Source organism: Herbaspirillum sp. Her3 (assembly GCF_057961275.1).
In genome coordinates this window covers 2961097-2982004 of record NZ_CM176328.1, presented here as the reverse complement: position 1 = coordinate 2982004, position 20908 = coordinate 2961097, and the positions used below count along the sequence as shown (strand labels likewise).

Here is a 20908-nt window from a genome sequence, read left to right as displayed (position 1 = left end):
GAAGTTGTCATGAAGAACGTGATTTACGCCATGCTTTTTACCGCATCCCTGGGCAGCATTGCGCCCGTGTTTGCCGCAGATATGCAGGGCATGAAAATGGGCCAGGCTGATGTTGGCGAAATGGTTTCTCATGGAACCGGGGTCATCAAGAGCCTCGACCCGAAGCAGAAAACCGTTACCTTGGCGCATCAACCCATTAAAGAACTAAACTGGCCAGCGATGACCATGGGCTTCAAAGTATCGGATGAGAAAATGCTACAAGGACTCAAAGTCGGAGACCAGGTCACATTCGACTTAAAGGGGAGTGGAGCCGCACCTGTCGTGACGGGAATTCGTCCAGCTAAATAAGCCGGGTACCGTCCGTGATTGCAAATTTCCTATGCGACACGGACGGTTGGATGTGAGCAAGGCATCGATATGCGCGCAATGGCAACCAATCATCTACGAAATATGAATAATGGATTATTTCTTAATTACTTTTTCGCTTATGTATGAACATTTGCTTTATCTCGGCTGGCTCCCTACAATGGCGCTGCCCGCGATCTTAACGTCAAGGTGGAGAGCTTCCCGTCCAATCTCGTGGCGGGGCAGTTCGGTTTTGCCAAGGCGCCCTATTTCGAGATCGACAACCCGGCCGACCGCGCCGTGCCGACCGTTAAGTTCTAAGCACCGGCTCACAAATTCCCGCCGATATTCCGATAGCCCGGCTTTGCGCCGCATACTTTGACAAGACGACGATCATGATCGAACTGACCATCACCCCGCCCGGCCACCCGCTTTCCGGCAAGGTGGAGCCGCCCGGTTCCAAATCCATTACCAACCGTGCACTTCTGCTGGCCGGGCTCGCCAAGGGCAAAAGCCGTCTCACGGGCGCGCTGAAAAGCGACGATACGCTTTACATGGCAGAAGCGCTGCGTGAGATGGGTGTCAAGGTAACCGAGCCTGACGCCACCACCTTCGTGGTGGAGAGTTCAGGTGTGTTGCATCAGCCGGAAAAGCCGCTTTTCCTCGGCAATGCCGGCACAGCCACCCGCTTTCTCACCGCCGCTGCCGCCCTTGTGGATGGCGCCGTCATCATCGATGGCGACGAGCATATGCGCAAACGCCCGATCATGCCGCTGGTGGAAGCCCTGCGCTCCCTCGGCGTTGAGGCGGAGGCGCCGACCGGCTGCCCGCCCGTCACCGTCTGCGGCAAGGGTACGGGTTTCCCGAAGGGCAGCGTCACGATCGACGCCAACCTTTCCAGCCAATATGTGTCCGCACTTCTGATGGCCGCCGCCTGCGGCGACAAGCCTGTCGATATCATCCTCAAGGGCGAGGAAATCGGCGCGAAGGGCTATATCGATCTCACCACATCGGCCATGGAAGCATTCGGTGCGAAGGTGGAGCGGGTGAGCAACGCCATCTGGCGCGTGCATCCGACGGGTTACACGGCAACCGATTTCCACATCGAGCCGGATGCCTCCGCCGCCACCTATCTCTGGGGCGCTGAGCTTTTGACCGGCGGCGCCATCGATATCGGCACGCCGGCCGATAAGTTCACCCAGCCGGATGCCAAGGCCCATGAGGTCATGGCGCAGTTTCCCCACCTGCCCGCTGAAATCGACGGTTCGCAGATGCAGGATGCCATTCCCACCATTGCGGTTCTCGCTGCCTTCAACGAAACACCGGTGCGTTTCGTCGGCATCGCCAATCTGCGCGTCAAGGAATGCGACCGAATCCGCGCCGTCTCACTCGGCCTCAACGAAATCCGCGATGGTTTGGCGCATGAGGCAGGCGACGACTTGATCGTGCATTCCGATCCCTCGCTTGCGGGCCAGACGGTGAATGCCTCGATCGACACTTTCGCCGACCACCGTATCGCCATGAGCTTTGCGCTGGCGGCGCTGAAGATCGGCGGCATTGCCATCCAGAATCCGGCCTGCGTGGGCAAGACCTATCCCGGTTACTGGAAGGCGCTCGCCTCGCTGGGCGTCGAATACTCGGAAAAGGAAACCGCTGCCGAGCCGCAGCATTAGAAGAACGGTATTGGTTTTCCGTCATTCCGGCCCTGAGCCGGAATCCAGTGCGATCAAGTCCTTGATCGCGAAAGACTCTTCAAGCCGCGCAGACGCGCGGCTGCTGGATACCGGGTCTAGCCCGGTATGACGGCAATGACTGTATTCTGAAACCGGAAACGCTCCATTCCCTTAAGGAGAAATCACCCGTGAAGACCATCGCCGCAAGATTTCTCGCGCTGTTCGTCTTCCTGGGCGCGGCCTTCCCGGCTTTCGCGGAAGAGTTCATCCGTTCGTATCATTCCGTCATCGAGGTTGCGCGAGACGGAAAGCTGACGGTGACGGAGAGCATCACCGCCCGCGCCGAAGGCCAGAACATCAAGCGCGGCATTTTCCGCGATTTTCCGCTTTATGCGCTGGATGCGAATAACCGCCGCACCAAGGTGGATTTCAGCGTCGTTTCGGTGGAGCGCGATGGTGCGCCCGAGAACTGGCGCACCGAAACCATCGATGGCGGCATCCGCATCTATACCGGCAGCGCCGACCGTTTTCTGCCGACCGGCGAACATATCTTCCAGATCACCTACACCACCGCCCGGCAGATCCGTTATTTCAGCGATTATGACGAGCTGACCTGGAATGTTACCGGCAATGGCTGGCAATTCCCCATGGGCGAGATTTCCGCTACCATCACGCTGCCACAGGGCGTGAAAGCCACGGATACCGCCGTCTTTACCGGCCCTCTTGGCGCGAAGGGCAAGGATGCGCGCATTCTCAGCGAAGGCAACGAGGTGTTCTTCGCCTCCACTCGCCCGTTTTCGGTGGGCGAGGGCATGACGGTTGCCGTCAAGCTGCCCAAGGGTGCGATTGCCGCGCCCGCGAGTTCGCAGGAGACAAGCTGGTGGCTGCGAGATCATATGGCCATCCTGATCTCGGGCGGCGGGCTTCTGGCCGTTCTCATCTATTACCTGCGGGCATGGTCCGCGGTGGGCCGAGATCCGGCCAAAGGCGTGGTCGTGCCGCGCTGGGATGCGCCGGAAGGGTTGTCGCCGGCGCTGGTCAATTACGTCGACAATAGGGGCTTTTCGGGCGCCGGCTGGACGGCGCTTTCCGCGTCTGCCCTTGATCTTGCCGTCAAAGGTTACGTCGTTCTGGAAGACCTGAAAAATTCCATCGCGGATAGGAAATTCAACCGCATGAGGCCAAGTATGGCACGAGTTTTGGGCCTCGAAACACGTTCGGCCAAGGAAGGTTGAGCGCTCGCTTGCCGCTCAATGGCAAGAGCTTGGGAGGCAGTATGCATTTGGGCCTGGCGCGCGCGCAGCTGCTTCCCCGCAGCGATGGATACCGCCGCTTCACTGGGTCACCAATTGACGCGCTGGTCTACCTCGTCGGGTTGAGCTGCCAGATCCCAATCCGGCTCGCCTTGCGCACCATCATCCACCGGCGCGTCGCAGCCCTCCCACAGCGGTGGCCCGCGTGCCGGGGTGATGTGCGGGGGGGCAGACTCCACCCCGATGTGGTTCAGGATGTGGCGGATTTCGGCGCTGTGGGTGATGAAGGCAATGATGCGCATCTGCCCACCGCACATGGGGCACAGCAGCGGAAATGCCTCGTAGATGCGGGCAATCAGCACCGCCCACAAGTAATGCGCCGCTCGCTTCGGGCGTGCTTCAGGTTCGGGTGTGGGTGTGGCCGCGTTGCCCGGCGCCGCCACCCCAGGTACGCCCGCGCCAGGTTGTGCAGTCTCCACCGTGGCTGGTTGCGACGCAGCAGGCTGAGCCAGCGCCGTTACCGCCGCCCTGAGCGGCGAGTTGGGTGCCAGCACACCAAAGTAGCGGTGCCGGTGGGTGCGTGGCGGTGGCACCAGCGCGGCGATGCGGTCGATCAGTTCCAGCGGTGTGAGGTGCAGCTCATCTGCCTTGGCACCACGCTTGTCACTGGTGGGCTCGCTGCGCTGTTTGGCACAGCGGTACACCAGTTTGCTTCCCTCTTTGCGTAGGCGCTCCATGGAAAACGGTGGACGCGCGCAATAGCGCAGCAGCCGCTCCAGCGCAGCGCGGTCGTGGGCTTCGATGCACACCCCCGCATCCACCGAGAAGCCGCTGTGTTTGTAGCCCAGCATGTCTTTGGCGTCACAGTTCTCCAGCAGGCCCCGAGCAACGAAGGCGCGCAGGATGCGTTTTTGCAGTGTGGTCTGCACTGGGGCCACGGTAGCCGCATCGATGCCGGTGGCCGCGTGAAAGATGACACCCGGCGATGAGATTCGAGGGGTCGCATCAGCATCGCCCTCGCCCTCCACTTCCTCAAACACCCCGTCCACCACACAAACGTGGAAGTGGACGTGTTCATTGAGGCTGGAGCCGAATCGGTGAATGAAGGCGATGGCACCGATGTGCAGGCCTGCCTTGTCCATATGGGCCGCACCGGGGCTGTGGGTCTGCAGAGTTTGTGCGATCACCCGCAGAAAGATGCGCAGCACCATGCTCAGCACCGCTCCGTCGCGCTGCATGAAGTAACGAAGCCGCTTGGGAACCGACAGCACCCACTGGCGCACCGGCAGGCGGGGGAAAACGTGGTCGTTCAGGTGCGCTGCTGTCTCCACCATGCGCCGGGTGGTGCACGAGGGGCAGACTCCCCGGCCTTTGCAGGAGAAGGCTACAAAGTAGTCGTGCCCACAGTCGCCGCAGCGAGCGCGGGCAAAGCCATGGGCAAAGATGCCGCACTCAAGATACTTGGCAAACGCTTTGCGCACGAAGGGCTTGGGGGTGTGGTGGTCGCCCTGGCCGTCGAACTGACCCGCGCTGGCCAACTCTAGCCAGGTCTCGTAGTGCTCGGCTACCGTTTGGTAGAGCAGCGTGCGTTCGGGGTGGCGTGGGTTGTAGAGCTTGGGCTTGGAAGTGGCTGACATGAATACTGTACAAATGCACAGTATTCTGCGGCGATTGTTTGGGTACGCAAAGCACAAGGCCCGAACCGTCGCCAGTTCGGGCCTTGTCAGGGTAGCTTGGCTGCGGACTTACTTGCGCGCAGGCGGCACATCCGTGCAGCTGCCATGCGCCACTTCCGCCGCCATGCCGATGCTCTCGCCCAGCGTCGGATGCGGGTGGATGGTCTTGCCGATGTCCACTGCGTCCGCACCCATCTCGATAGCCAGCGCGATCTCTCCGATCATGTCGCCCGCGTGGGTGCCGACCATGCCACCGCCCAAGATCTTGCCGTGGCCCCGGCCAGCATGGCCGTCTCCTGATCCTGCTTCGGGGCTGTCGTCGAACAGCAGCTTGGTGACGCCTTCGTCGCGGCCGTTGGCAATGGCGCGGCCCGAGGCCGCCCAGGGGAACAGGCCCTTCTTGACCTTGATGCCCTGCTGCTTGGCCTGGTCTTCGGTCAGGCCCACCCAGGCCACTTCGGGGTCGGTGTAGGCCACGCTGGGGATCACGCGGGCGTTGAAGGCGGCGCTGGCCAGTTCCTTGTTGCCCTGCAGTTCGCCGGCGATGACCTCGGCCGCCACGTGCGCTTCATGCACCGCCTTGTGCGCCAGCATGGGCTGGCCCACGATGTCGCCGATGGCGAAGATGTGCGGCACATTGGTGCGCATCTGGATGTCCACGTTGGGGTCTCCTCGTTTTCAGTGCAATAAGTGACGGTACGAAAAGCTAGCACTGGCGCGGAGGTGGTGTTGGTAGATCGTTGATTTCATTGACTTTCCTGTTCACTTTCAAATCTGCGATTCGTGGCGTCAAACCGTGGTCGGTTTCATCCATTGGTGCCAGTTATCGATGCATTTGGCCGCGAAGGCAGGATTTGGTCAGCATAGCGGTCAACCGGGAAGCGAAACACACCCCGCAAGTTGATGCTCTCCAGCCTGGTGGGCGCAATCTTCTCGATCAGTTCCGGTGGAATGACCTGGCGGCGGTTCGACCAGCGATCCAGGACCGCCTGCATCTGTGAGGTATTCCACGCCATCACGATGTTGGCCATCAGGCTCAACGCATCGGCCACAGCCTGCATTTCATCGACACGTTTGGCCTGCGCCGGGCTGATCCGGCCGGTATAAATGGCGCGCTTGAGGGCGTTAACAGCCTCGCCCCGATTGAGCACCCGGCGCAACTCGTTCCTGAAAGCGTCCTTGACAAAGTAGTCAGCCAAAAACGCCGTACGCAGCAACCGCCCCAATTGCACGCCAGCCTCATAGATTGGATCGCCCTGGGCGGCAGAACCGAACCGCGCAAGAGCTGCCACCGCACTGGCATGTCCGCTCATGACCGAGGCTGCCAGGTGCACCAGACTATCCCAATGCTTTTCGATCAAAGCGACGTCGACATTGGCTTCGCACACCGCAGCGATTTCTGCGGGCACTTTGGTGCCGCGTGGCACAAAGAGGTGGCGCTGTTTGAGTTCCTTCAACCGCGGGCAAAGATCAAAACCAAGCAAACGGGCATGTGACATGGCAAAGTCGGTGTAGCCATGGGTATCCACAGCAAGCTGGCTGGTCTCCAGCTTTTCTTGGCGGATGACACCTTCAATGGCCACGCCCGCCTGGCGCTCATTGAGCACAAAGGGCTGCGCATGGAAGATGCCCCACCGGTCTTTTACATGGGAGTAGATTCCAATGGAAGGTGTGTTGCGCCGAGGATCAAGCCGGGCTTGCCACACCCGTTTGGTGGTCTCCATGGTCATCATGTCAGAAGATGCCAAATCGGACCGCCCCCAGGTGGCGGCAATCGGGTGTCGCTGCATGAATTCCAGCACAGCCTGGCAGGCCTGGCTCAGACGCCGTTCGTCCCGCGCCCAGCGCATGGCCTGGCGAATGCTGGTGGCAGACAATTGCGGAATCATGCGCGCGCATTCGACCGCAGTCAGACTGGTGCCGTGGGCCATGATGCCGGCATAGACCATCAGCAGCTCGTCGGTAGAGCGCGGCTCACGTCCGAGCATGATCCAGCTAAAGCGCACCTGGGCGTCAACGGCCAGAATCACTTCCGGCAATTGAACCTCACCGATGCGGTGATCCAAAGCCGCGCGCAGCTTGGTCACTTCTGGGTCTTCGTCCTCTGCGGGCAATGGCGACAAATGGAGTTCATCATCCACGCGCAGTACGCCACTGCGGGCTGCAGCGGCCACCGCATCGACACCGGCAGTTACTCTGGCCAGCAAAGGCTTCAAGAAAGTGGCAGCCTTGCTGGGTAACGATAGACGGGCATAGTGTTTCTTGGACTCTGCCTGCCAACGCTCGTCCGTGAAGAACAAGCGCGCACGACCCCGAAAGCTCAGGCTGTGCTCAATCCAGACCGAGCCATTGCGCACCGCGCGGCGCAGGGCAAACAGGGTGGCCACCTCCAACGCCTGAAACGCCCGTTCCCGGTCTGGGCTGGAGATCGAAACCTGCCAGATCATTCCCAGACTTGGTGCCACCACTTCAACTGGCAGCTTTCTGGATCCTTTGAGATATAAAGCTTGCAGCTTGGCAAGGTACTCGATGGCAGGATGCTCGCCGGTGGCCTGCCAGGGCAGCTTTGCAATGGCGACGAGCAACGACCGCACGGGGCGAATTCCATCAATCAATCCCTCGCGGACCAGGGAGGCCCTGCTCGGTGGTTTGCGTTTCTGGGTTTCGGTGATCAAGGCTTCAAGACGGGCACGCAACTCAGCATCTGGCACCGCACCTTGCGCGCTCAAGGCAACAAGTTCGCCGAGCAGCGTTTTGTACATTGCGGCCCAATTGACGGTAGCGGGGACATCGGCGGCAGCCTGACGCCACAGATCGGCGATCCGGCGCTGCACCATAAGGATCAACTGGTCTGTGGTGGTGAACAGGCAATACCGAAGAAAGCATGCGACCTCCACGGTGCGCGCTGGCTCTTTGATCTTGGCTCCGGCTGAGGGCGGCCTGGAGACAAGTCGGCGCGCGTAGCGGCGCAAGATGAGATCGGGGATGTCTGCCAGGTGCTTATGAACGTCCAGCGTGTAAAGCAGGTCGATGCGCTCCAGTACCTCGCTGATTTGGCGGGTTGAGTGTTTCGCCGGTGCAGCCCATAGCCAACTCTGCTGGGTTTGTCCATCTGGGCGCAGCTCTGAAACTGAGGCTCGCCAGCGATCAAGTGTTGCTGGATCAACGCTGGCGGCGATGGCGGTGCCTGTTTCAACTTCAAGCTGGGCAAGTGCCGCCGCAATCAGTGTCCGAATTGCCCGCTCGTGCACGATCACCAGCTTGTTCTTGTACAGCCATTGACGCGCCCGCACGAGTAGCTGATCGCGGTCGGCGCAGCGCGCCACTTCGTCGCGCAGTTCACGTACCAGTGAGCGGCGCTGGTGCTCGCTCATCCACTGGAATCCAAGGACCGTGCAGGCTACTTGTTGGTGATCGAATAGCGTGCGCCCGCGTTCATACATGGCTCTCAGCGAGGCGACTTCTGGTGCTGCAATGCCAAGCTCGTTGCCAAGGTGGCGCCACAAGGCTACTGGAATTACCCGAAAGGCACCGAGCAAACGCCCACTCATGCGCAGGAAACCAATATGGAGCGCCAGACCAAGCTTGTGGGAATCACCTCGGCGTGCATTGATTGCGTCGCGCTCGGCACCATCGAAGGTGAAAAATGCCTTCATCTCGAAGTCGCTGATATCGCGGGGGAGCCCACGCATCCCCAAAAACGTTGTGTGCCAACCCTGCATCGTGAACCTCAAAAGTGGGAGGCCACCATACCCGTTTACAAAGCGAACAGGAAAGTCAATGAAATCAACGGTCTACCCAGACCACCCCCGCGCCAGTGCTAGCTTTGCGTACCGTCACTTATTGCACTGAAAACGAGGAGACCCCTTCCCATGCGCACGCACCACCTCCAGGAACATGGCCAGCACCGGCGACGGATCGCCGCGCCGGTAGAGGCAGCTCAGCTCCAGGTCCTTGAGGTGGCGGCTGCGCAAGGGCACGAACACCACGCCCGGCAGGCGCAGGCTGGCGGCCGACCGGGTGGCGATGGTCAGCCCGAAGCCACTGGCCACCAGGGCCACGGCCGTCACCACGTCCTCGACGTCCTGCTCGACCGCCAGCCGCACGCCTTCCTGGCGGAAGGCCTCGGCCACTTCCTGCGCCAGCCCGTGGATGGCCTCGTTGGGGTAGAGGATCATGGGCAGCCCGTCGAGGTCGGCCATCCCGACCTGCCTGCGCTGCGCCAGCGGGTGCGCTTCGTGCATCGCCACCAGCAGCGGCTCGCGCAACACCGACTCGACCACCAGGTCCGGCTCGGGCGGGATCAGGCGGTTGAAGCCCACGCTGATGCGCCGTTCGCGCAGCGCCTGCAGCTGCTCGGACTTGGTGAGGTTGTGCAGCGCGATGCGCACCTCGGGCCGCTGCGCGTGGAACTTCGCGAGCACGCGGGGAATGACGTCCAGCACGCCCGAGCCGTAGATGCCCACGTCGAGCTGGCCGGTCAGGCCCTGCGCCGCGCGCCGCGTGCGCTCGGCCGCGCGCTGCGCCAGGTGCAGCAGGTTGGGCACCTCGTCCAGCAGCGTCTGGCCCGCCTCGGTCAGCTCCACGCCGGCCGGTGTGCGCAGGAACAGCGGCGCCCCCATCTCGTCTTCCAGCGCCTTGATCTGGCGCGACAGCGGCGGCTGCGCCATGTGCAGGCGCTCGGCCGCGCGGGTGAAGTTGCGCTCTTCGGCGACCGCCAGAAACTGGCGCATGTCTTTGAGATCCATGGGGCCTCCTGGTTCGGCTCGCAATACCTCACCAGTATAGGGTCGCAAAAATTCGGTATTGGACGGTATGACCGCTCCGCCCTATCTTTGGCAGCTGAAGCTGCTGCGTTGAAGAAGAACTGAGACATGTCCCTGTTTGATTCCCGCCCCAAGTTCGCAGTGCACGTGGCCCAGACGGACGAGACCTTTCCCTGCGCCGGCAATGAAAGCCTGCTCACCGGCATGGTCCGCCTGGGCCGCAAGGGCATCCCGGTGGGTTGCGTCAACGGCGGCTGCGGGGTCTGCAAGGTCCGCATCGTCGAGGGACAGATCAAGGCCCTGGGGCCGATCAGCCGTGCACACGTGACGCTCGACGAAGAGAACCAGGGCTACACGCTGGCATGCCGCGTGGCACCCCAGACGCCGGTGAACCTCGAAGTGGCCGGCAAGTTGAGCAAACCGTTTTCCAAGGGGCGCGCAGAGTCTGCGACTGCCAGCCCTTCGATTCAGCAGCAGTAACCAACCACCAGGAGACACAACATGGGTGTGATGCGCATCGGGCACGCGAGCCTGAAAGTGATGGACATGGACGCCGCCGTCCGGCACTACGAGAACGTGCTGGGCATGAAGACCACCATGAAGGACAAGGCGGGCAACGTCTACCTCAAGTGCTGGGACGAATGGGACAAGTACTCGGTCATCCTGACCCCGTCGGACCAGGCCGGCATGAACCACCTGGCCTACAAGGTCGAGAAGGAAGCCGACCTTGAAGCGCTGCAGCAGAAGATCGAGGCCTGGGGTGTGAAGACCACCATGCTCGACGAAGGCACCTTGCCCTCGACCGGCCGCATGCTGCAGTTCAAACTGCCCAGCGGGCACGAAATGCGCCTGTATGCCAGCAAGGAGTTTGTCGGCACCGACGTGGGCAACATCAATCCCGACCCCTGGCCCGACGGCCTCAAGGGCGCGGGCGCCCACTGGCTGGACCACTGCCTGCTGATGTGCGAGATGAATCCCGAGGCCGGCATCAACACCGTGGCCGACAACACCCGCTTCATGACCGAGGCGCTGGACTTCTTCCTGACCGAGCAGGTGCTGGTCGGACCCGAAGGCAACATGCAGGCGGCGACCTGGATGGCCCGCACCACCACGCCGCACGACATCGCCTTCGTCGGTGGGCCGCGCAGCGGCCTGCACCACATCGCCTTCTTCCTGGACTCGTGGCACGACGTGCTCAAGTCCGCCGACGTGATGGCCAAGACCAAGACGCGCATCGACGTGGCCCCCACCCGCCACGGCATCACGCGCGGCGAGACGATCTACTTCTTCGACCCGAGCGGCAACCGCAACGAGACCTTCGCCGGCCTGGGCTATCTGGCCCAGCGCGACCGGCCGGTGACGACCTGGACCGAAGACCAACTGGGCAGCGGGATCTTCTATCACACGGGCTATCTGGTGCCGTCTTTCACCGAGGTGTACACGTGATCACCCCCCTGCGCCACTGACGCGGCTTCCCCCCTCTCTGGCGCGCCTTCGGCGCTTGGAGGGGGGACGGCACCTGAGGCCCGGCGGAGCCGGTTCCTCGGTGCCCCTCGAACTGGAGTCACCTTTCTCTCGCCGCTTCTTCTTATGACATCCGCTCTCTCTGTTCCATCTTCCGTCATCACCGCATCTGCGGCTTCGTTGGCCTGTCAGGCGGCGGTGGCGCATGCGGAGGCATCGGGCATTCGCATCAACGTGGCCGTGACCGATGCCTCGGGCACGCTGACCGCGTTTCTGCGCATGCCCCATGCGTTTCTGCATTCGATCGACATCGCGATCGACAAGGCCTACACCGCGGCCAGCTTTGGCTTCCCCACCTCGCAGTGGGGCGGCGTGATCGGCGACGACGAGCTGCTGCGCATCGGCCTGAACCAGCGCCAGCGCCTGGTGCTGTTCGGTGGCGGCCTGCCCATCGTGGCCGGTGGCCAGCGCATCGGCGGCATCGGCGTGTCCGGCGGCTCGGCCGAACAGGACGAAGCCTGTGCCCGCGCCGGCCTGAAGGCCCTGGGCCTCGACTGACTTTTCTTTTCCTTCCTCACGCACCATGAAACAGTTCCTGAACTTCATCAACGGCGATTTCGTCGCCACCGCCAAGACCTTCGAAAACCGCAACCCGGCCACCAACGAGGTCGTAGGTCTGGTGCACGAGGCCGGTCAGGCCGAGGTCGACGCGGCCGTGGCCGCGGGCCGCGCCGCGCTCAAGGGCGAGTGGGGCACGATGAGCGTGGTCAAGCGCGCCGAACTGCTGCACGCGGTGGCCGACGAGATCAACCGCCGCTTCGACGACTTCCTCGCCGCCGAACTGGCCGACACCGGCAAGCCGCGCTCGCTGGCTTCGCACATCGACATCCCGCGCGGCGCCGCCAACTTCAAGATCTTTGCGGACATCGTCAAGAACGTGCCGACCGAGAGCTTCCAGATGACCACGCCCGACGGCGGCACTGCCATCAGCTACGGCCTGCGCACACCCCTGGGCGTGGTCGGCGTGATCTGCCCCTGGAACCTGCCGCTGCTGCTGATGACCTGGAAGGTCGGCCCGGCCCTGGCCTGCGGCAACACCGTCATCGTCAAACCCTCGGAGGAAACCCCCGCCACCGCGACCCTGCTGGGCGAGGTGATGAACGCGGTCGGCGTGCCCAAGGGCGTGTACCAGGTGCTGCACGGCTTCGGCCCCGGCTCGGCCGGCGAATTCATCACCAAGCACCCGGGTGTCAACGGCATCACCTTCACCGGCGAGACCCGCACGGGTGAAGCCATCATGGCCGCCGCCGCCAAGGGTGTGCGCCCGGTGTCGTTCGAACTCGGCGGCAAGAACGCCGGCATCGTGTTCGCCGACGCCGACTTCGACAAGGCCATCGCCGGCATCACCCGCAGCGCCTTCGAGAACTGCGGCCAGGTCTGCCTGGGCACCGAACGCGTGTACGTGCAGCGCCCGATCTTCGACAAGTTCGTCGCCGCGCTGAAAGAAAAGGCTGAGGGCCTGAAGATCGGCGGCCCCGACATGCCGGGCGTGGGCATCGGCCCGCTGATCTCGGCCGAACACAAGCAGAAGGTCATGGGCTACTACGCCAAGGCCAGGGCCGAGGGGGCGACCGTCGTCACCGGCGGCGGTGAACCGGCCATGACGGGCGAGTACGCCAACGGCCACTTCGTGCAGCCCACTATCTGGACCGGCCTGCCCGAAAGCGCCAGCGTGATCCGCGAGGAGATCTTCGGCCCCTGCTGCCACATCGCCCCCTTCGACACCGAAGAGGAAGCGATTGCGCTGGCCAACGCCACCGACTACGGCCTGGCGACCACCGTGTGGACGCAGGATCTGGGCAAGGCGCACCGCATGGCCGCGGCCATCGAGGTCGGCCTGTGCTGGATCAACAGCTGGTTCCTGCGTGACCTGCGCACCGCCTTCGGCGGCAGCAAGGCCTCGGGCATCGGCCGCGAAGGCGGCGTGCACTCGCTGGAGTTCTACACGGAACTCCGCAACGTGATGGTGAAGCTGTGATCTCCCCCCCTGCGCCGCTGCGCGGCTTCCCCCCTCCGTTGCGCGTCTTCGACGCTTCGAGGGGGGACGCCGCCTGTGGCCCGGCATAGCCGGTTCCACGGCTGCCCTGGACGAACGGCCTCGTGCGCCGACAGCGAGTGGGCCGGGGCGACTGGTGCAGTGAAGTAAAGGAGGAGGCGAGCGCGCAGCGACCGACGGGGGACATGAACGGAACCAGTCGTCCCGGCCCACTCGCCGCCCCTTCAAAGCAAAGACCTCAAGGACAAGACACATGAATGCCCCACACAACCCTGAAATTGCGCTGAGCGTTCGCACAGGCAGCTTCAACACCAACGTGCACGACCTCGGCAGCTCCAAGCCGGGACAGCCTCCGGTGCTGTTCATCCACGGCTCCGGTCCGGGTGTAAGCGCCTGGGCCAACTGGCGCCTCGCCATGCCGGTCATCGCCAAGGATCGGCGAGTCATCGCGCCCGACATGGTGGGCTTCGGCTACACCGACCGCCCCGCCGGCATGACCTACAACATGGACACCTGGGTCCAGCAGGCGCTGGATGTCATGGACGCGATGGGCGTCGAGAAAGCCGACGTGGTCGGCAACAGCTTTGGCGGCGCGCTCTCGCTGGCGCTGGCGATCCGCGCGCCGCAGCGCGTGCGCCGCCTGGTGCTCATGGGCTCGGTCGGTGTGCCCTTCCCGATCACGCCGGGCCTGGACGCGGTCTGGGGCTACGAGCCCTCGCTGGCCACCATGAAGCGCCTGCTGGACATCTTCGCCCACAGCCGCGCGCTGGTCACCGACGAGCTGGCCGAGCTGCGCTACCAGGCCAGCATCCGCCCCGGCTTCCAGGAATCCTTCTCGGCCATGTTCCCGGCCCCGCGCCAGCGCTGGGTCGACGCCATGGCCAGCCCCGAATCGGCGATCCGCGCGCTGCCGCACGAGACGCTCATCGTCCACGGCCGCGAGGACCAGGTGATTCCGCTGCAGACCTCGCTCACGCTGAGCCAGTGGATTCCCAACAGCCAGCTGCACGTGTTCGGCCACTGCGGCCACTGGACGCAGATCGAACACGCCGCGCGCTTCGCCCAGCTGGTGTCGAACTTCCTCGCCGAAGCCGACGCGCAGGGCGCCGCGTCCGCCTGACCCCTTTTCCCACACAGAACACCATGGACAACTCCAAGATCCAGCACTACGGCGACGAGCTCTACCAGTCGCTGCTCGACCGCCAACCCGTCGCTCCGCTGACCGACCGCGAAGCGGACATCACCATCGAGGACGCCTACCAGATCCAGCTGCGCATGATCCAGCGCCGGCTGGACGCGGGCGAGCGCGTGGTGGGCAAGAAAATAGGCGTGACGAGCAAGGTCGTGATGGACATGCTCAAGGTCAACCAGCCCGACTTCGGCCACCTGCTCTCGGGCATGGTCTACAACGAAGGCCAGCCCATCCCGGTGAGCAGCATGATCGCGCCCAAGGCCGAGGCAGAGGTCGCCTTCATCCTGGCGCGCGACCTCGAAGGCCCCGGCGTCACCGCGGCCGACGTGCTGCGCGCCACCGACTGCGTGATGCCGTGCTTCGAGATCGTCGACTCGCGCATCAAGGACTGGAAGATCAAGATCCAGGACACCGTGGCCGACAACGCCTCCTGCGGCGTGCTCACGCTCGGCGGCCTGCGCAAGAGCCCGCGCGACCTCGACCTCGCGCTGGCCGGCATGGTGCTGGAAAAGAACGGCGAAATCATCAGCACGTCCTGCGGCGCATCGGTGCAGGGCTCGCCGGTCAACGCGGTGGCCTGGCTGGCCAACACGCTCGGCCGTCTGGGCATCGGCCTCAAGGCCGGCGACATCATCCTCTCTGGCTCGCAGTCGCCGCTGGTGCCGGTGGTCGCGGGCGACAGCCTGTATTGCAGCGTCGGCGGCCTGGGCGGCACGTCGGTGCGTTTCGTCGCCTGAGCGGGAAGGAAACAACCACATGAAACTCGACAAGAACACCCTCGCCCAGCTCGCCGAGCACCTGGAAAACGCCGAGCTGAAGGCGCACGACGTCACCAAGATCACCGACGACCACCCGGACATGGACTGGGACGACGCCTACGCGATCCAGGACCTGATCCGCGCGCGCAAGGAAAGCCGTGGCCACAAGACGGTGGGCCTCAAGTGCGGCCTGACCTCCTACGCCAAGATGAAGCAGATGGGCGTGGACACGCCGGTCTTCGGCTTCGTCAGCGACTACATGGCCTGCGCCGAAGGCAGCGACATCAAGACCTCCGAACTCATCCACCCCAAGGTCGAGGCCGAGATCTGCGTCGTCACCAAGGCGCCGCTCAAAGGTCCGGGCTGCCACGTCGGCGCCGTGATGGCCGCGATCGACTTCGTGATCCCCGGCGTGGAGATCATCGACAGCCGCTACCGCGACTTCAAGTTCGACCTCAAGAGCGTGATCGCCGACAACACCTCGGCCTCGCGCTTCGTGATCGGTGGCCGCGCCCGTCGTGTGGAAGACCTGGACCTGCGCACGCTGGGCGTGGTGCTGGAGAAGAACGGCCAGATCGTGGCCATGGCCGCCGGCGCCGCCGTGATGGGCCACCCGGCCGCCGCCATCGCCGCCCTGGCCAACCACCTGGGCGCGCGCGGTCAGGAGATCCCGACGGGCAGCTTCATCATGACCGGCGGCGTGACCGAAGCCATTGCGGTGCAGGCCGGCGACAGCGTGAACGTGCGCTTCCAGGACCTGGGCACGGTTGGCATGCGATTCGTCTGAGCGCCGCCCTGAGCCGCCTGCACCCATGAACGCACCCGCCACCCCGTCGCGCGCCGTGACCGTGCTGGTCACGCGCCGGGTCGCACCCCAAGGCGTGGCCGGCTTCGAGACGGCCATGGCCGGCATGATCGAGGCAGCGACCCACTTCCCCGGCCACCTGGGCGGCCACCTGGGCGGCCAGCTGGTGCGCCCTGGCGAGGCCGGCGGCGGCGACGAGCCCCTGCTCTACCACGTGGTCTTCGCCTTCGACAACGAGGCGCACCTGGCCGCCTGGCAGGACTCGCCCGAGCGGGCCCGCTGGCTCGCGCAAGTCGCACCCCACACCGTCGGTGCGCAGGAGATGCGCCGGGTCAGCGGGCTGGACTACTGGTTCGCGCCGGCGGGCAGCACCACCAAGGCGCCGCCGCGCTGGAAGGTGGCGATCGTGACTTGGCTGGGCATCTTCCCGACCGTGCTGCTGCTGTTCCTCACCGTGGCGCCGCTGCTGGCCGACTGGCCGCTGGTGCCGCGCACCATGGTCATCACCGTGCTGGTGGTGGTCCTCATGACCTGGGTGGTGGCGCCGCGCCTGACCCGCTGGCTGGCCGGCTGGCTGCACGCCCGTCCGCCCGTAGGAGGGCGCCCATGAGCCCGGCACCACGCCCCCTGGCGGGGCAGACCGCCTTCGTCTCGGGCTCGACCGCTGGCATCGGCCTGGCCATCGCCCAGGCCCTGCTGGCCGACGGCGCCCATGTGGTGCTCAACGGCCGCGGCGAGGCGTCGGTGCAGCGCGCCCTGCAGACCCTGCGCCAACAGCACCCGCAGGCCGAGGTGTCGGGCATCGCCGCCGACCTGGGCACCGCCGCCGGCTGCGAGCAGGTGGCGACCCGGCTGGCCGATGTGGACATCCTGGTCAACAACCTCGGCATCTTCGAGCCCAAGCCCTTCGAGCAGATCGCCGACGCCGACTGGCAGCACCTGTTCGAGGTCAACGTGATGAGCGGCGTGCGCCTCGCCCGCGCCGCGCTGCCCGGCATGCTGACGCGCAACCGCGGCCGCATCGTCTTCATCTCCAGCGAGTCGGGCATCTGCCCGCCGGCCGAGATGGTGCATTACGGCATGAGCAAGTCGGCCCAGCTGTCCGTGGCACGCGGCCTGGCCGAGTGCTGCGCCGGCACCGCCGTCACGGTCAACAGCGTGCTGCCCGGCCCCACGCTGACCGAAGGCGCACGCGCTTTCTTCGACACGCTCGCCGCGCAGCAGGGCCTGAGCTTCGACGAAGCCGCGGCCCGCTTCTTCCGCGACGCGCGCCCCACCTCGCTGCTGCGCCGCTTCATCCGCCCCGACGAGGTGGCGGCCATGGTGGCCTACGTCTGCAGCCCGCAGGCCAGCGCCACCACCGGCGCCGCGCTGCGGGTGGACGGTGGCGTGGTGCGCACGCTCACCTGAACCTTTTTTCTTCTTCCCCCAGGAGTCAACCCATGACCAAAAAAATCAAGTGCGCCCTGATCGGGCCCGGCAACATCGGCACCGACCTGCTGGCCAAGCTGCAGCGCAGCCCCTTGCTCGAACCCGTGTGGATGGTGGGCATCGATCCCAACTCCGACGGTCTCAAGCGCGCCAAGGAGATGGGCATCAAGACCACCGCCGAGGGTGTGGACGGCCTGATCCCGCACATGAAGGCCGACGGTGTGCAGATCGTGTTCGACGCCACCAGCGCCTACGTGCACGCCGAGAACTCGCGCAAGGTCAATGAGCAGGGCGCGATGATGATCGACCTCACGCCCGCCGCCATCGGCCCCTACTGCGTGCCGCCGGTCAACCTCAAGCAGCACGTCGGCCAGCGCGAGATGAATGTGAACATGGTCACCTGCGGCGGCCAGGCCACCATCCCCATGGTCTACGCGGTCAGCCGCGTGCAGCCGGTGAGCTACGGCGAGATCGTCGCCACCGTGTCCAGCAAATCGGTCGGTCCCGGCACGCGCAAGAACATCGACGAGTTCACCCGCACCACGGCCGGCGCGGTCGAGAAGGTGGGCGGCGCCAAGAAGGGCAAGGCCATCATCGTGATCAACCCGGCCGAGCCGCCGCTGATCATGCGCGACACGGTGCACTGCCTGGTCGAAGGCACGCCCGACGAGGCCGCGATCACGAAGTCGGTGCACGACATGATCAAGGAAGTGCAGAAGTACGTGCCGGGCTACAAGCTGGTCAACGGCCCCGTCTTCGACGGCAACCGCGTCTCGGTCTTCATGGAGGTCGAGGGCCTGGGCGACTACCTGCCCAAGTACGCCGGCAACCTGGACATCATGACCGCCGCCGCCGCGCGCACCGCCGAGATGTTTGCCGAAGAAATCCTGAAGGGCGAGCTCGTGCTCGAACCCGTCGCCGCCTGATCCGGAGCACCCCATGAGCCAGCAAAAAATCACCCTGCACGACATGACCCTGCGCGACGGGATGCACCCCAAGCGCCACCTGATGACGCTCGAACAGATGAAGAGCATCGCCTGCGGCCTCGACGCCGCCGGTGTGCCGCTGATCGAGGTCACCCACGGCGACGGCCTGGGCGGCTCCAGCGTCAACTACGGCTTCCCGGCCCACTCCGACGAGGAGTACCTGGGCACCGTGATCCCGCTGATGAAGCAGGCCAAGGTCTCGGCCCTGCTGCTGCCCGGCATCGGCACCGTCGACCACCTGAAGATGGCGCACGGCCTGGGCGTGCACACCATCCGCGTGGCCACGCACTGCACCGAAGCCGACGTGAGCGAGCAGCACATCACCTTCGCCCGAAAGCTCGACATGGACACCGTGGGCTTCCTGATGATGGCCCACATGAACAGCCCCGAAGGCCTGGTGAAACAGGCCAAGCTGATGGAGGGCTATGGCGCCAACTGCATCTACATCACCGACTCGGCCGGCTACATGCTGCCCGCCGACGTGAAGGCCCGCCTGCAGGCCGTGCGCGACGCGCTCAAGCCCGAGACCGAGCTGGGCTTCCACGGCCACCACAACCTGGCCATGGGCGTGGCCAACTCGGTCGCCGCCATTGAATGTGGCGCCACCCGCATCGACGCTGCCGCCGCCGGCCTGGGCGCGGGCGCAGGCAACACGCCGATGGAAGTGCTGGTCGCCGTGCTCGACCGCATGGACGTGCAGACCGGTGTGGACGTCTGGAAGATCCAGGACGTGGCCGAAGACCTGGTCACGCCCATCATGGACTTCCCGATCCGCATCGACCGCGACGCGCTCACGCTGGGCTACGCCGGCGTGTACGGCAGCTTCCTGCTGTTCGCCAAACGCGCCGCCGTCAAGTACGGCCTGTCGGCGCGCGACATCCTGGTCGAACTGGGCCGCAAGAAGATGGTCGGTGGCCAGGAAGACATGATCGAAGACACGGCCATGACCATGGCTCGCGCGCGAGATGCGCGCGAGCAGAAAAAAGCGGCCTGAGGAACGCACCCTATGCAACGCAGAGATTTCATCGCCTCCGTGGGGGCCGGCCTGGCCCTGGCACCCGCCGCTGGTTGGTCGCAGGACGCCTACCCCGCCCGTCCCGTCAAGCTCATCGTGCCCTTCCCACCGGGTGGACCCACCGACATCATGGGCCGCACCGCCGCCAAGGCCATGGGCGACGCGCTGGGCCAGTCCTTCGTGGTCGAGAACAAGGCCGGCGCCGGCGGCAACATCGGCACCGACGCGGTGGCCAAGGCCGCACCGGACGGCTACACCATCGGGCTGTCGGCCATCAGCAGCCTGGCCATCGCGCCCTACCTCTACGACAAGCTGCCGTTCCAGGTGGAAAAGGACTTCGCCCCGATCTCGCTGGTGGGCACCACGCCCTGCGTGATCGTCGTGCACCCGAGCGCACCGTTCGCCGACCTCAAGGGTCTGGTGGCCTACGCCAAGGCCAACCCGGGCAAGCTCGGCTACGCCACGTCCGGCATCGGCACCAGCAACCACCTGGCGGCCGAGCTGCTGCAGTCGGTGGCCGGCATCGAACTCACCAACATCCCCTACAAGGGGTCGAGCCAGATCGTGCCGGACCTGCTCTCGGGCACGGTGATCATGAGCATGGAAAGCTCGCTGGCCACCACCTTGCAGCACATCCGCAGCGGCAAGCTCAAGGCGCTGGCCGTCACCTCGCCCACGCGCGCCAAGGCCCTGCCGGACGTACCGACCGTGGCCGAGTCCGGTTACCCCGGCTTCGCGGTGGAGACCTGGTTCGGCCTGGTCGCCCCCGCCGCCACCCCGGCCGCCGTCGTGCAGAAGCTGCACGACGCCTGGGCCAAAGGCGCCAAGACCGCCGAGGCCCAGGCCGCGTTCGACAACATCTCCGGCAACCTGCGCGTCACCACGCCCCAGGAGTTCGACGCCTTCATCAAGGCCGAGAACAACCGCTGGGGTGCCCTGATCCGCAAGCTGGACATCAAAGCCAACTGACCCAGGAGACCACCACCATGCCGTTCGCACAGATCTACATACTCGAAGGCCGCACGCCCGAGCAGAAGAAGGCCGTGATCGAGAAGGTCACCCAGGCGCTGCACGAGGCCATCGACGCGAAGAAGGAAACCATCCGCGTCTGGATCCACGAAATGCCCAAGGAGAACTGGGGCATCGCGGGCGTCAGCGCCAAAGACCTCGGCCGCTGACCAGGACCGGAATCGCCGCCCAGCGCTACCAGGGGCGCGTGGTGCAGGCGGCCCTGCAGGCCCATGGCCGCGTCGACGCGTCGGTGCACAACGTGGGCGGCACCATCTGGGTGCGTCTCGCCCGGTGCCATCGACAACGGCCAGCGCATCGTGCCGCGCAACCCGCAGCCGCTGAGCGAGGCCGAGACCGGCTGGATGAAAGCCATCTACACCCAGTTGCTGCGCGACACGCCGATGAACCGCCTGGGCACACCAGAAGAGATCGCCGCGGACTTGGCGGCCGGGTGGTGACAATGGGACACACCCTGTT

General features: G+C 64.7%; 21 protein-coding genes and 1 pseudogene. 18 read left to right on the top strand and 4 right to left on the bottom strand.

The window, feature by feature from the left end:
* Window positions 1-9: 9 nt before the first annotated feature.
* The 4 genes from ACVC5H_RS13620 to ACVC5H_RS13605 all read left to right on the top strand — a co-directional run bounded on the left by ACVC5H_RS13620 (window position 10) and on the right by ACVC5H_RS13605 (window position 3253).
* On the top strand, window positions 10-348 hold the full coding sequence (locus tag ACVC5H_RS13620; RefSeq protein WP_034350329.1) for a copper-binding protein: 339 nt from the start codon (window positions 10-12) through the stop codon (window positions 346-348).
* 207 nt (window positions 349-555) lie between these two features.
* Complete coding sequence (locus ACVC5H_RS13615) at window positions 556-666, top strand: LemA family protein (RefSeq protein WP_202799754.1); 111 nt, start codon at window positions 556-558, stop codon at window positions 664-666.
* Window positions 667-740: 74 nt separating this feature from the next.
* The gene (locus tag ACVC5H_RS13610) at window positions 741-2018 is read left to right on the top strand and encodes a 3-phosphoshikimate 1-carboxyvinyltransferase (protein ID WP_008328816.1); all 1278 of its coding nucleotides are present in this window, start codon (window positions 741-743) and stop codon (window positions 2016-2018) included.
* 188 nt (window positions 2019-2206) lie between these two features.
* On the top strand, window positions 2207-3253 hold the full coding sequence (locus tag ACVC5H_RS13605) for a DUF2207 domain-containing protein (protein WP_008328817.1): 1047 nt from the start codon (window positions 2207-2209) through the stop codon (window positions 3251-3253).
* Window positions 3254-3360: 107 nt separating this feature from the next.
* Here the strand turns inward: ACVC5H_RS13605 and ACVC5H_RS13600 are convergent, their stop codons facing one another.
* From ACVC5H_RS13600 to ACVC5H_RS13585, 4 genes and pseudogenes are all read right to left on the bottom strand, one after another.
* A complete protein-coding gene (locus ACVC5H_RS13600; protein WP_008328818.1) occupies window positions 3361-4908 on the bottom strand; it encodes an IS91-like element ISCR8/ISPps1 family transposase in 1548 nt (515 codons plus the stop codon).
* Between the two features lie 108 nt (window positions 4909-5016).
* Window positions 5017-5622 (bottom strand): annotated as a pseudogene (locus tag ACVC5H_RS13595) (FAD-dependent oxidoreductase); the annotation flags it as partial.
* A gap of 131 nt (window positions 5623-5753) precedes the next feature.
* Window positions 5754-8669, bottom strand: a complete 2916-nt coding sequence (locus tag ACVC5H_RS13590; protein WP_034350331.1) for a Tn3-like element IS1071 family transposase — start codon at window positions 8667-8669, stop codon at window positions 5754-5756.
* A gap of 114 nt (window positions 8670-8783) precedes the next feature.
* On the bottom strand, window positions 8784-9695 hold the full coding sequence (locus tag ACVC5H_RS13585; RefSeq protein WP_008328845.1) for a LysR family transcriptional regulator: 912 nt from the start codon (window positions 9693-9695) through the stop codon (window positions 8784-8786).
* Between the two features lie 126 nt (window positions 9696-9821).
* Between ACVC5H_RS13585 and ACVC5H_RS13580 the strand changes: the two genes are divergently transcribed.
* The 14 genes from ACVC5H_RS13580 to ACVC5H_RS13515 all read left to right on the top strand — a co-directional run bounded on the left by ACVC5H_RS13580 (window position 9822) and on the right by ACVC5H_RS13515 (window position 20889).
* Window positions 9822-10193 (top strand): 2Fe-2S iron-sulfur cluster binding domain-containing protein, encoded by a 372-nt coding sequence (locus ACVC5H_RS13580; RefSeq protein ID WP_008328848.1) that lies wholly within the window; start codon window positions 9822-9824, stop codon window positions 10191-10193.
* Between the two features lie 21 nt (window positions 10194-10214).
* Window positions 10215-11159 (top strand): catechol 2,3-dioxygenase, encoded by a 945-nt coding sequence (locus ACVC5H_RS13575; RefSeq protein ID WP_008328854.1) that lies wholly within the window; start codon window positions 10215-10217, stop codon window positions 11157-11159.
* Between the two features lie 144 nt (window positions 11160-11303).
* Entirely contained in the window at window positions 11304-11735 is a 432-nt protein-coding gene (locus ACVC5H_RS13570; RefSeq protein ID WP_034350336.1) for a GlcG/HbpS family heme-binding protein, read from the top strand.
* Window positions 11736-11760: 25 nt separating this feature from the next.
* Window positions 11761-13215, top strand: a complete 1455-nt coding sequence (locus tag ACVC5H_RS13565; protein ID WP_008328859.1) for a 2-hydroxymuconic semialdehyde dehydrogenase — start codon at window positions 11761-11763, stop codon at window positions 13213-13215.
* A 271-nt stretch (window positions 13216-13486) separates the two neighbouring features.
* The gene (locus ACVC5H_RS13560; protein WP_008328861.1) at window positions 13487-14353 is read left to right on the top strand and encodes an alpha/beta fold hydrolase; all 867 of its coding nucleotides are present in this window, start codon (window positions 13487-13489) and stop codon (window positions 14351-14353) included.
* Between the two features lie 23 nt (window positions 14354-14376).
* The gene (gene dmpE / locus ACVC5H_RS13555) at window positions 14377-15162 is read left to right on the top strand and encodes a 2-oxopent-4-enoate hydratase (protein ID WP_008328863.1); all 786 of its coding nucleotides are present in this window, start codon (window positions 14377-14379) and stop codon (window positions 15160-15162) included.
* A gap of 19 nt (window positions 15163-15181) precedes the next feature.
* Window positions 15182-15970: a 2-oxo-3-hexenedioate decarboxylase gene (gene dmpH / locus ACVC5H_RS13550; protein WP_008328869.1), complete on the top strand. Its 789-nt coding sequence runs from the start codon at window positions 15182-15184 to the stop codon at window positions 15968-15970.
* Window positions 15971-15995: 25 nt separating this feature from the next.
* A complete protein-coding gene (locus ACVC5H_RS13545) occupies window positions 15996-16598 on the top strand; it encodes a putative antibiotic biosynthesis monooxygenase (protein WP_008328872.1) in 603 nt (200 codons plus the stop codon).
* Complete coding sequence (locus ACVC5H_RS13540; protein ID WP_008328873.1) at window positions 16595-17398, top strand: SDR family NAD(P)-dependent oxidoreductase; 804 nt, start codon at window positions 16595-16597, stop codon at window positions 17396-17398. Before ACVC5H_RS13545 ends, ACVC5H_RS13540 begins: the two co-directional genes overlap by 4 nt.
* 32 nt (window positions 17399-17430) lie before the next feature.
* A complete protein-coding gene (locus ACVC5H_RS13535) occupies window positions 17431-18345 on the top strand; it encodes an acetaldehyde dehydrogenase (acetylating) (RefSeq protein WP_008328875.1) in 915 nt (304 codons plus the stop codon).
* 13 nt (window positions 18346-18358) lie between these two features.
* Window positions 18359-19399 carry a 4-hydroxy-2-oxovalerate aldolase gene (dmpG, locus tag ACVC5H_RS13530; RefSeq protein WP_008328878.1) on the top strand — a complete coding sequence of 347 codons (1041 nt, stop codon included), beginning with the start codon at window positions 18359-18361 and terminating at the stop codon, window positions 19397-19399.
* A 12-nt stretch (window positions 19400-19411) separates the two neighbouring features.
* On the top strand, window positions 19412-20389 hold the full coding sequence (locus tag ACVC5H_RS13525; RefSeq protein ID WP_008328880.1) for a Bug family tripartite tricarboxylate transporter substrate binding protein: 978 nt from the start codon (window positions 19412-19414) through the stop codon (window positions 20387-20389).
* Between the two features lie 17 nt (window positions 20390-20406).
* Complete coding sequence (thmT, locus tag ACVC5H_RS13520) at window positions 20407-20598, top strand: 2-hydroxymuconate tautomerase (protein ID WP_008328882.1); 192 nt, start codon at window positions 20407-20409, stop codon at window positions 20596-20598.
* A gap of 63 nt (window positions 20599-20661) precedes the next feature.
* Window positions 20662-20889: a cis-(methyl)benzoate dihydrodiol dehydrogenase gene (locus ACVC5H_RS13515; RefSeq protein WP_008328886.1), complete on the top strand. Its 228-nt coding sequence runs from the start codon at window positions 20662-20664 to the stop codon at window positions 20887-20889.
* The last annotated feature ends 19 nt before the right edge of the window (window positions 20890-20908 follow it).

What these genes read in the sequence shown, in the direction of transcription:
- ACVC5H_RS13565 (WP_008328859.1), top strand. Translation starts at nt 11,761, where the DNA reads ATGAAACAGTTCCTGAACTTCATCAACGGCGATTTCGTCGCCACCGCC.
- dmpH (WP_008328869.1), top strand. Translation starts at nt 15,182, where the DNA reads ATGAAACTCGACAAGAACACCCTCGCCCAGCTCGCCGAGCACCTGGAA.
- dmpE (WP_008328863.1), top strand. Translation starts at nt 14,377, where the DNA reads ATGGACAACTCCAAGATCCAGCACTACGGCGACGAGCTCTACCAGTCG.
- ACVC5H_RS13540 (WP_008328873.1), top strand. Translation starts at nt 16,595, where the DNA reads ATGAGCCCGGCACCACGCCCCCTGGCGGGGCAGACCGCCTTCGTCTCG.
- ACVC5H_RS13580 (WP_008328848.1), top strand. Translation starts at nt 9,822, where the DNA reads ATGTCCCTGTTTGATTCCCGCCCCAAGTTCGCAGTGCACGTGGCCCAG.
- ACVC5H_RS13545 (WP_008328872.1), top strand. Translation starts at nt 15,996, where the DNA reads ATGAACGCACCCGCCACCCCGTCGCGCGCCGTGACCGTGCTGGTCACG.
- ACVC5H_RS13610 (WP_008328816.1), top strand. Translation starts at nt 741, where the DNA reads ATGATCGAACTGACCATCACCCCGCCCGGCCACCCGCTTTCCGGCAAG.
- ACVC5H_RS13570 (WP_034350336.1), top strand. Translation starts at nt 11,304, where the DNA reads ATGACATCCGCTCTCTCTGTTCCATCTTCCGTCATCACCGCATCTGCG.
- ACVC5H_RS13590 (WP_034350331.1), bottom strand. Translation starts at nt 8,669, where the DNA reads ATGCAGGGTTGGCACACAACGTTTTTGGGGATGCGTGGGCTCCCCCGC.
- ACVC5H_RS13535 (WP_008328875.1), top strand. Translation starts at nt 17,431, where the DNA reads ATGACCAAAAAAATCAAGTGCGCCCTGATCGGGCCCGGCAACATCGGC.
- dmpG (WP_008328878.1), top strand. Translation starts at nt 18,359, where the DNA reads ATGAGCCAGCAAAAAATCACCCTGCACGACATGACCCTGCGCGACGGG.
- ACVC5H_RS13600 (WP_008328818.1), bottom strand. Translation starts at nt 4,908, where the DNA reads ATGTCAGCCACTTCCAAGCCCAAGCTCTACAACCCACGCCACCCCGAA.
- ACVC5H_RS13560 (WP_008328861.1), top strand. Translation starts at nt 13,487, where the DNA reads ATGAATGCCCCACACAACCCTGAAATTGCGCTGAGCGTTCGCACAGGC.
- ACVC5H_RS13515 (WP_008328886.1), top strand. Translation starts at nt 20,662, where the DNA reads ATGGCCGCGTCGACGCGTCGGTGCACAACGTGGGCGGCACCATCTGGG.
- ACVC5H_RS13575 (WP_008328854.1), top strand. Translation starts at nt 10,215, where the DNA reads ATGGGTGTGATGCGCATCGGGCACGCGAGCCTGAAAGTGATGGACATG.
- ACVC5H_RS13585 (WP_008328845.1), bottom strand. Translation starts at nt 9,695, where the DNA reads ATGGATCTCAAAGACATGCGCCAGTTTCTGGCGGTCGCCGAAGAGCGC.
- ACVC5H_RS13620 (WP_034350329.1), top strand. Translation starts at nt 10, where the DNA reads ATGAAGAACGTGATTTACGCCATGCTTTTTACCGCATCCCTGGGCAGC.
- ACVC5H_RS13525 (WP_008328880.1), top strand. Translation starts at nt 19,412, where the DNA reads ATGCAACGCAGAGATTTCATCGCCTCCGTGGGGGCCGGCCTGGCCCTG.
- thmT (WP_008328882.1), top strand. Translation starts at nt 20,407, where the DNA reads ATGCCGTTCGCACAGATCTACATACTCGAAGGCCGCACGCCCGAGCAG.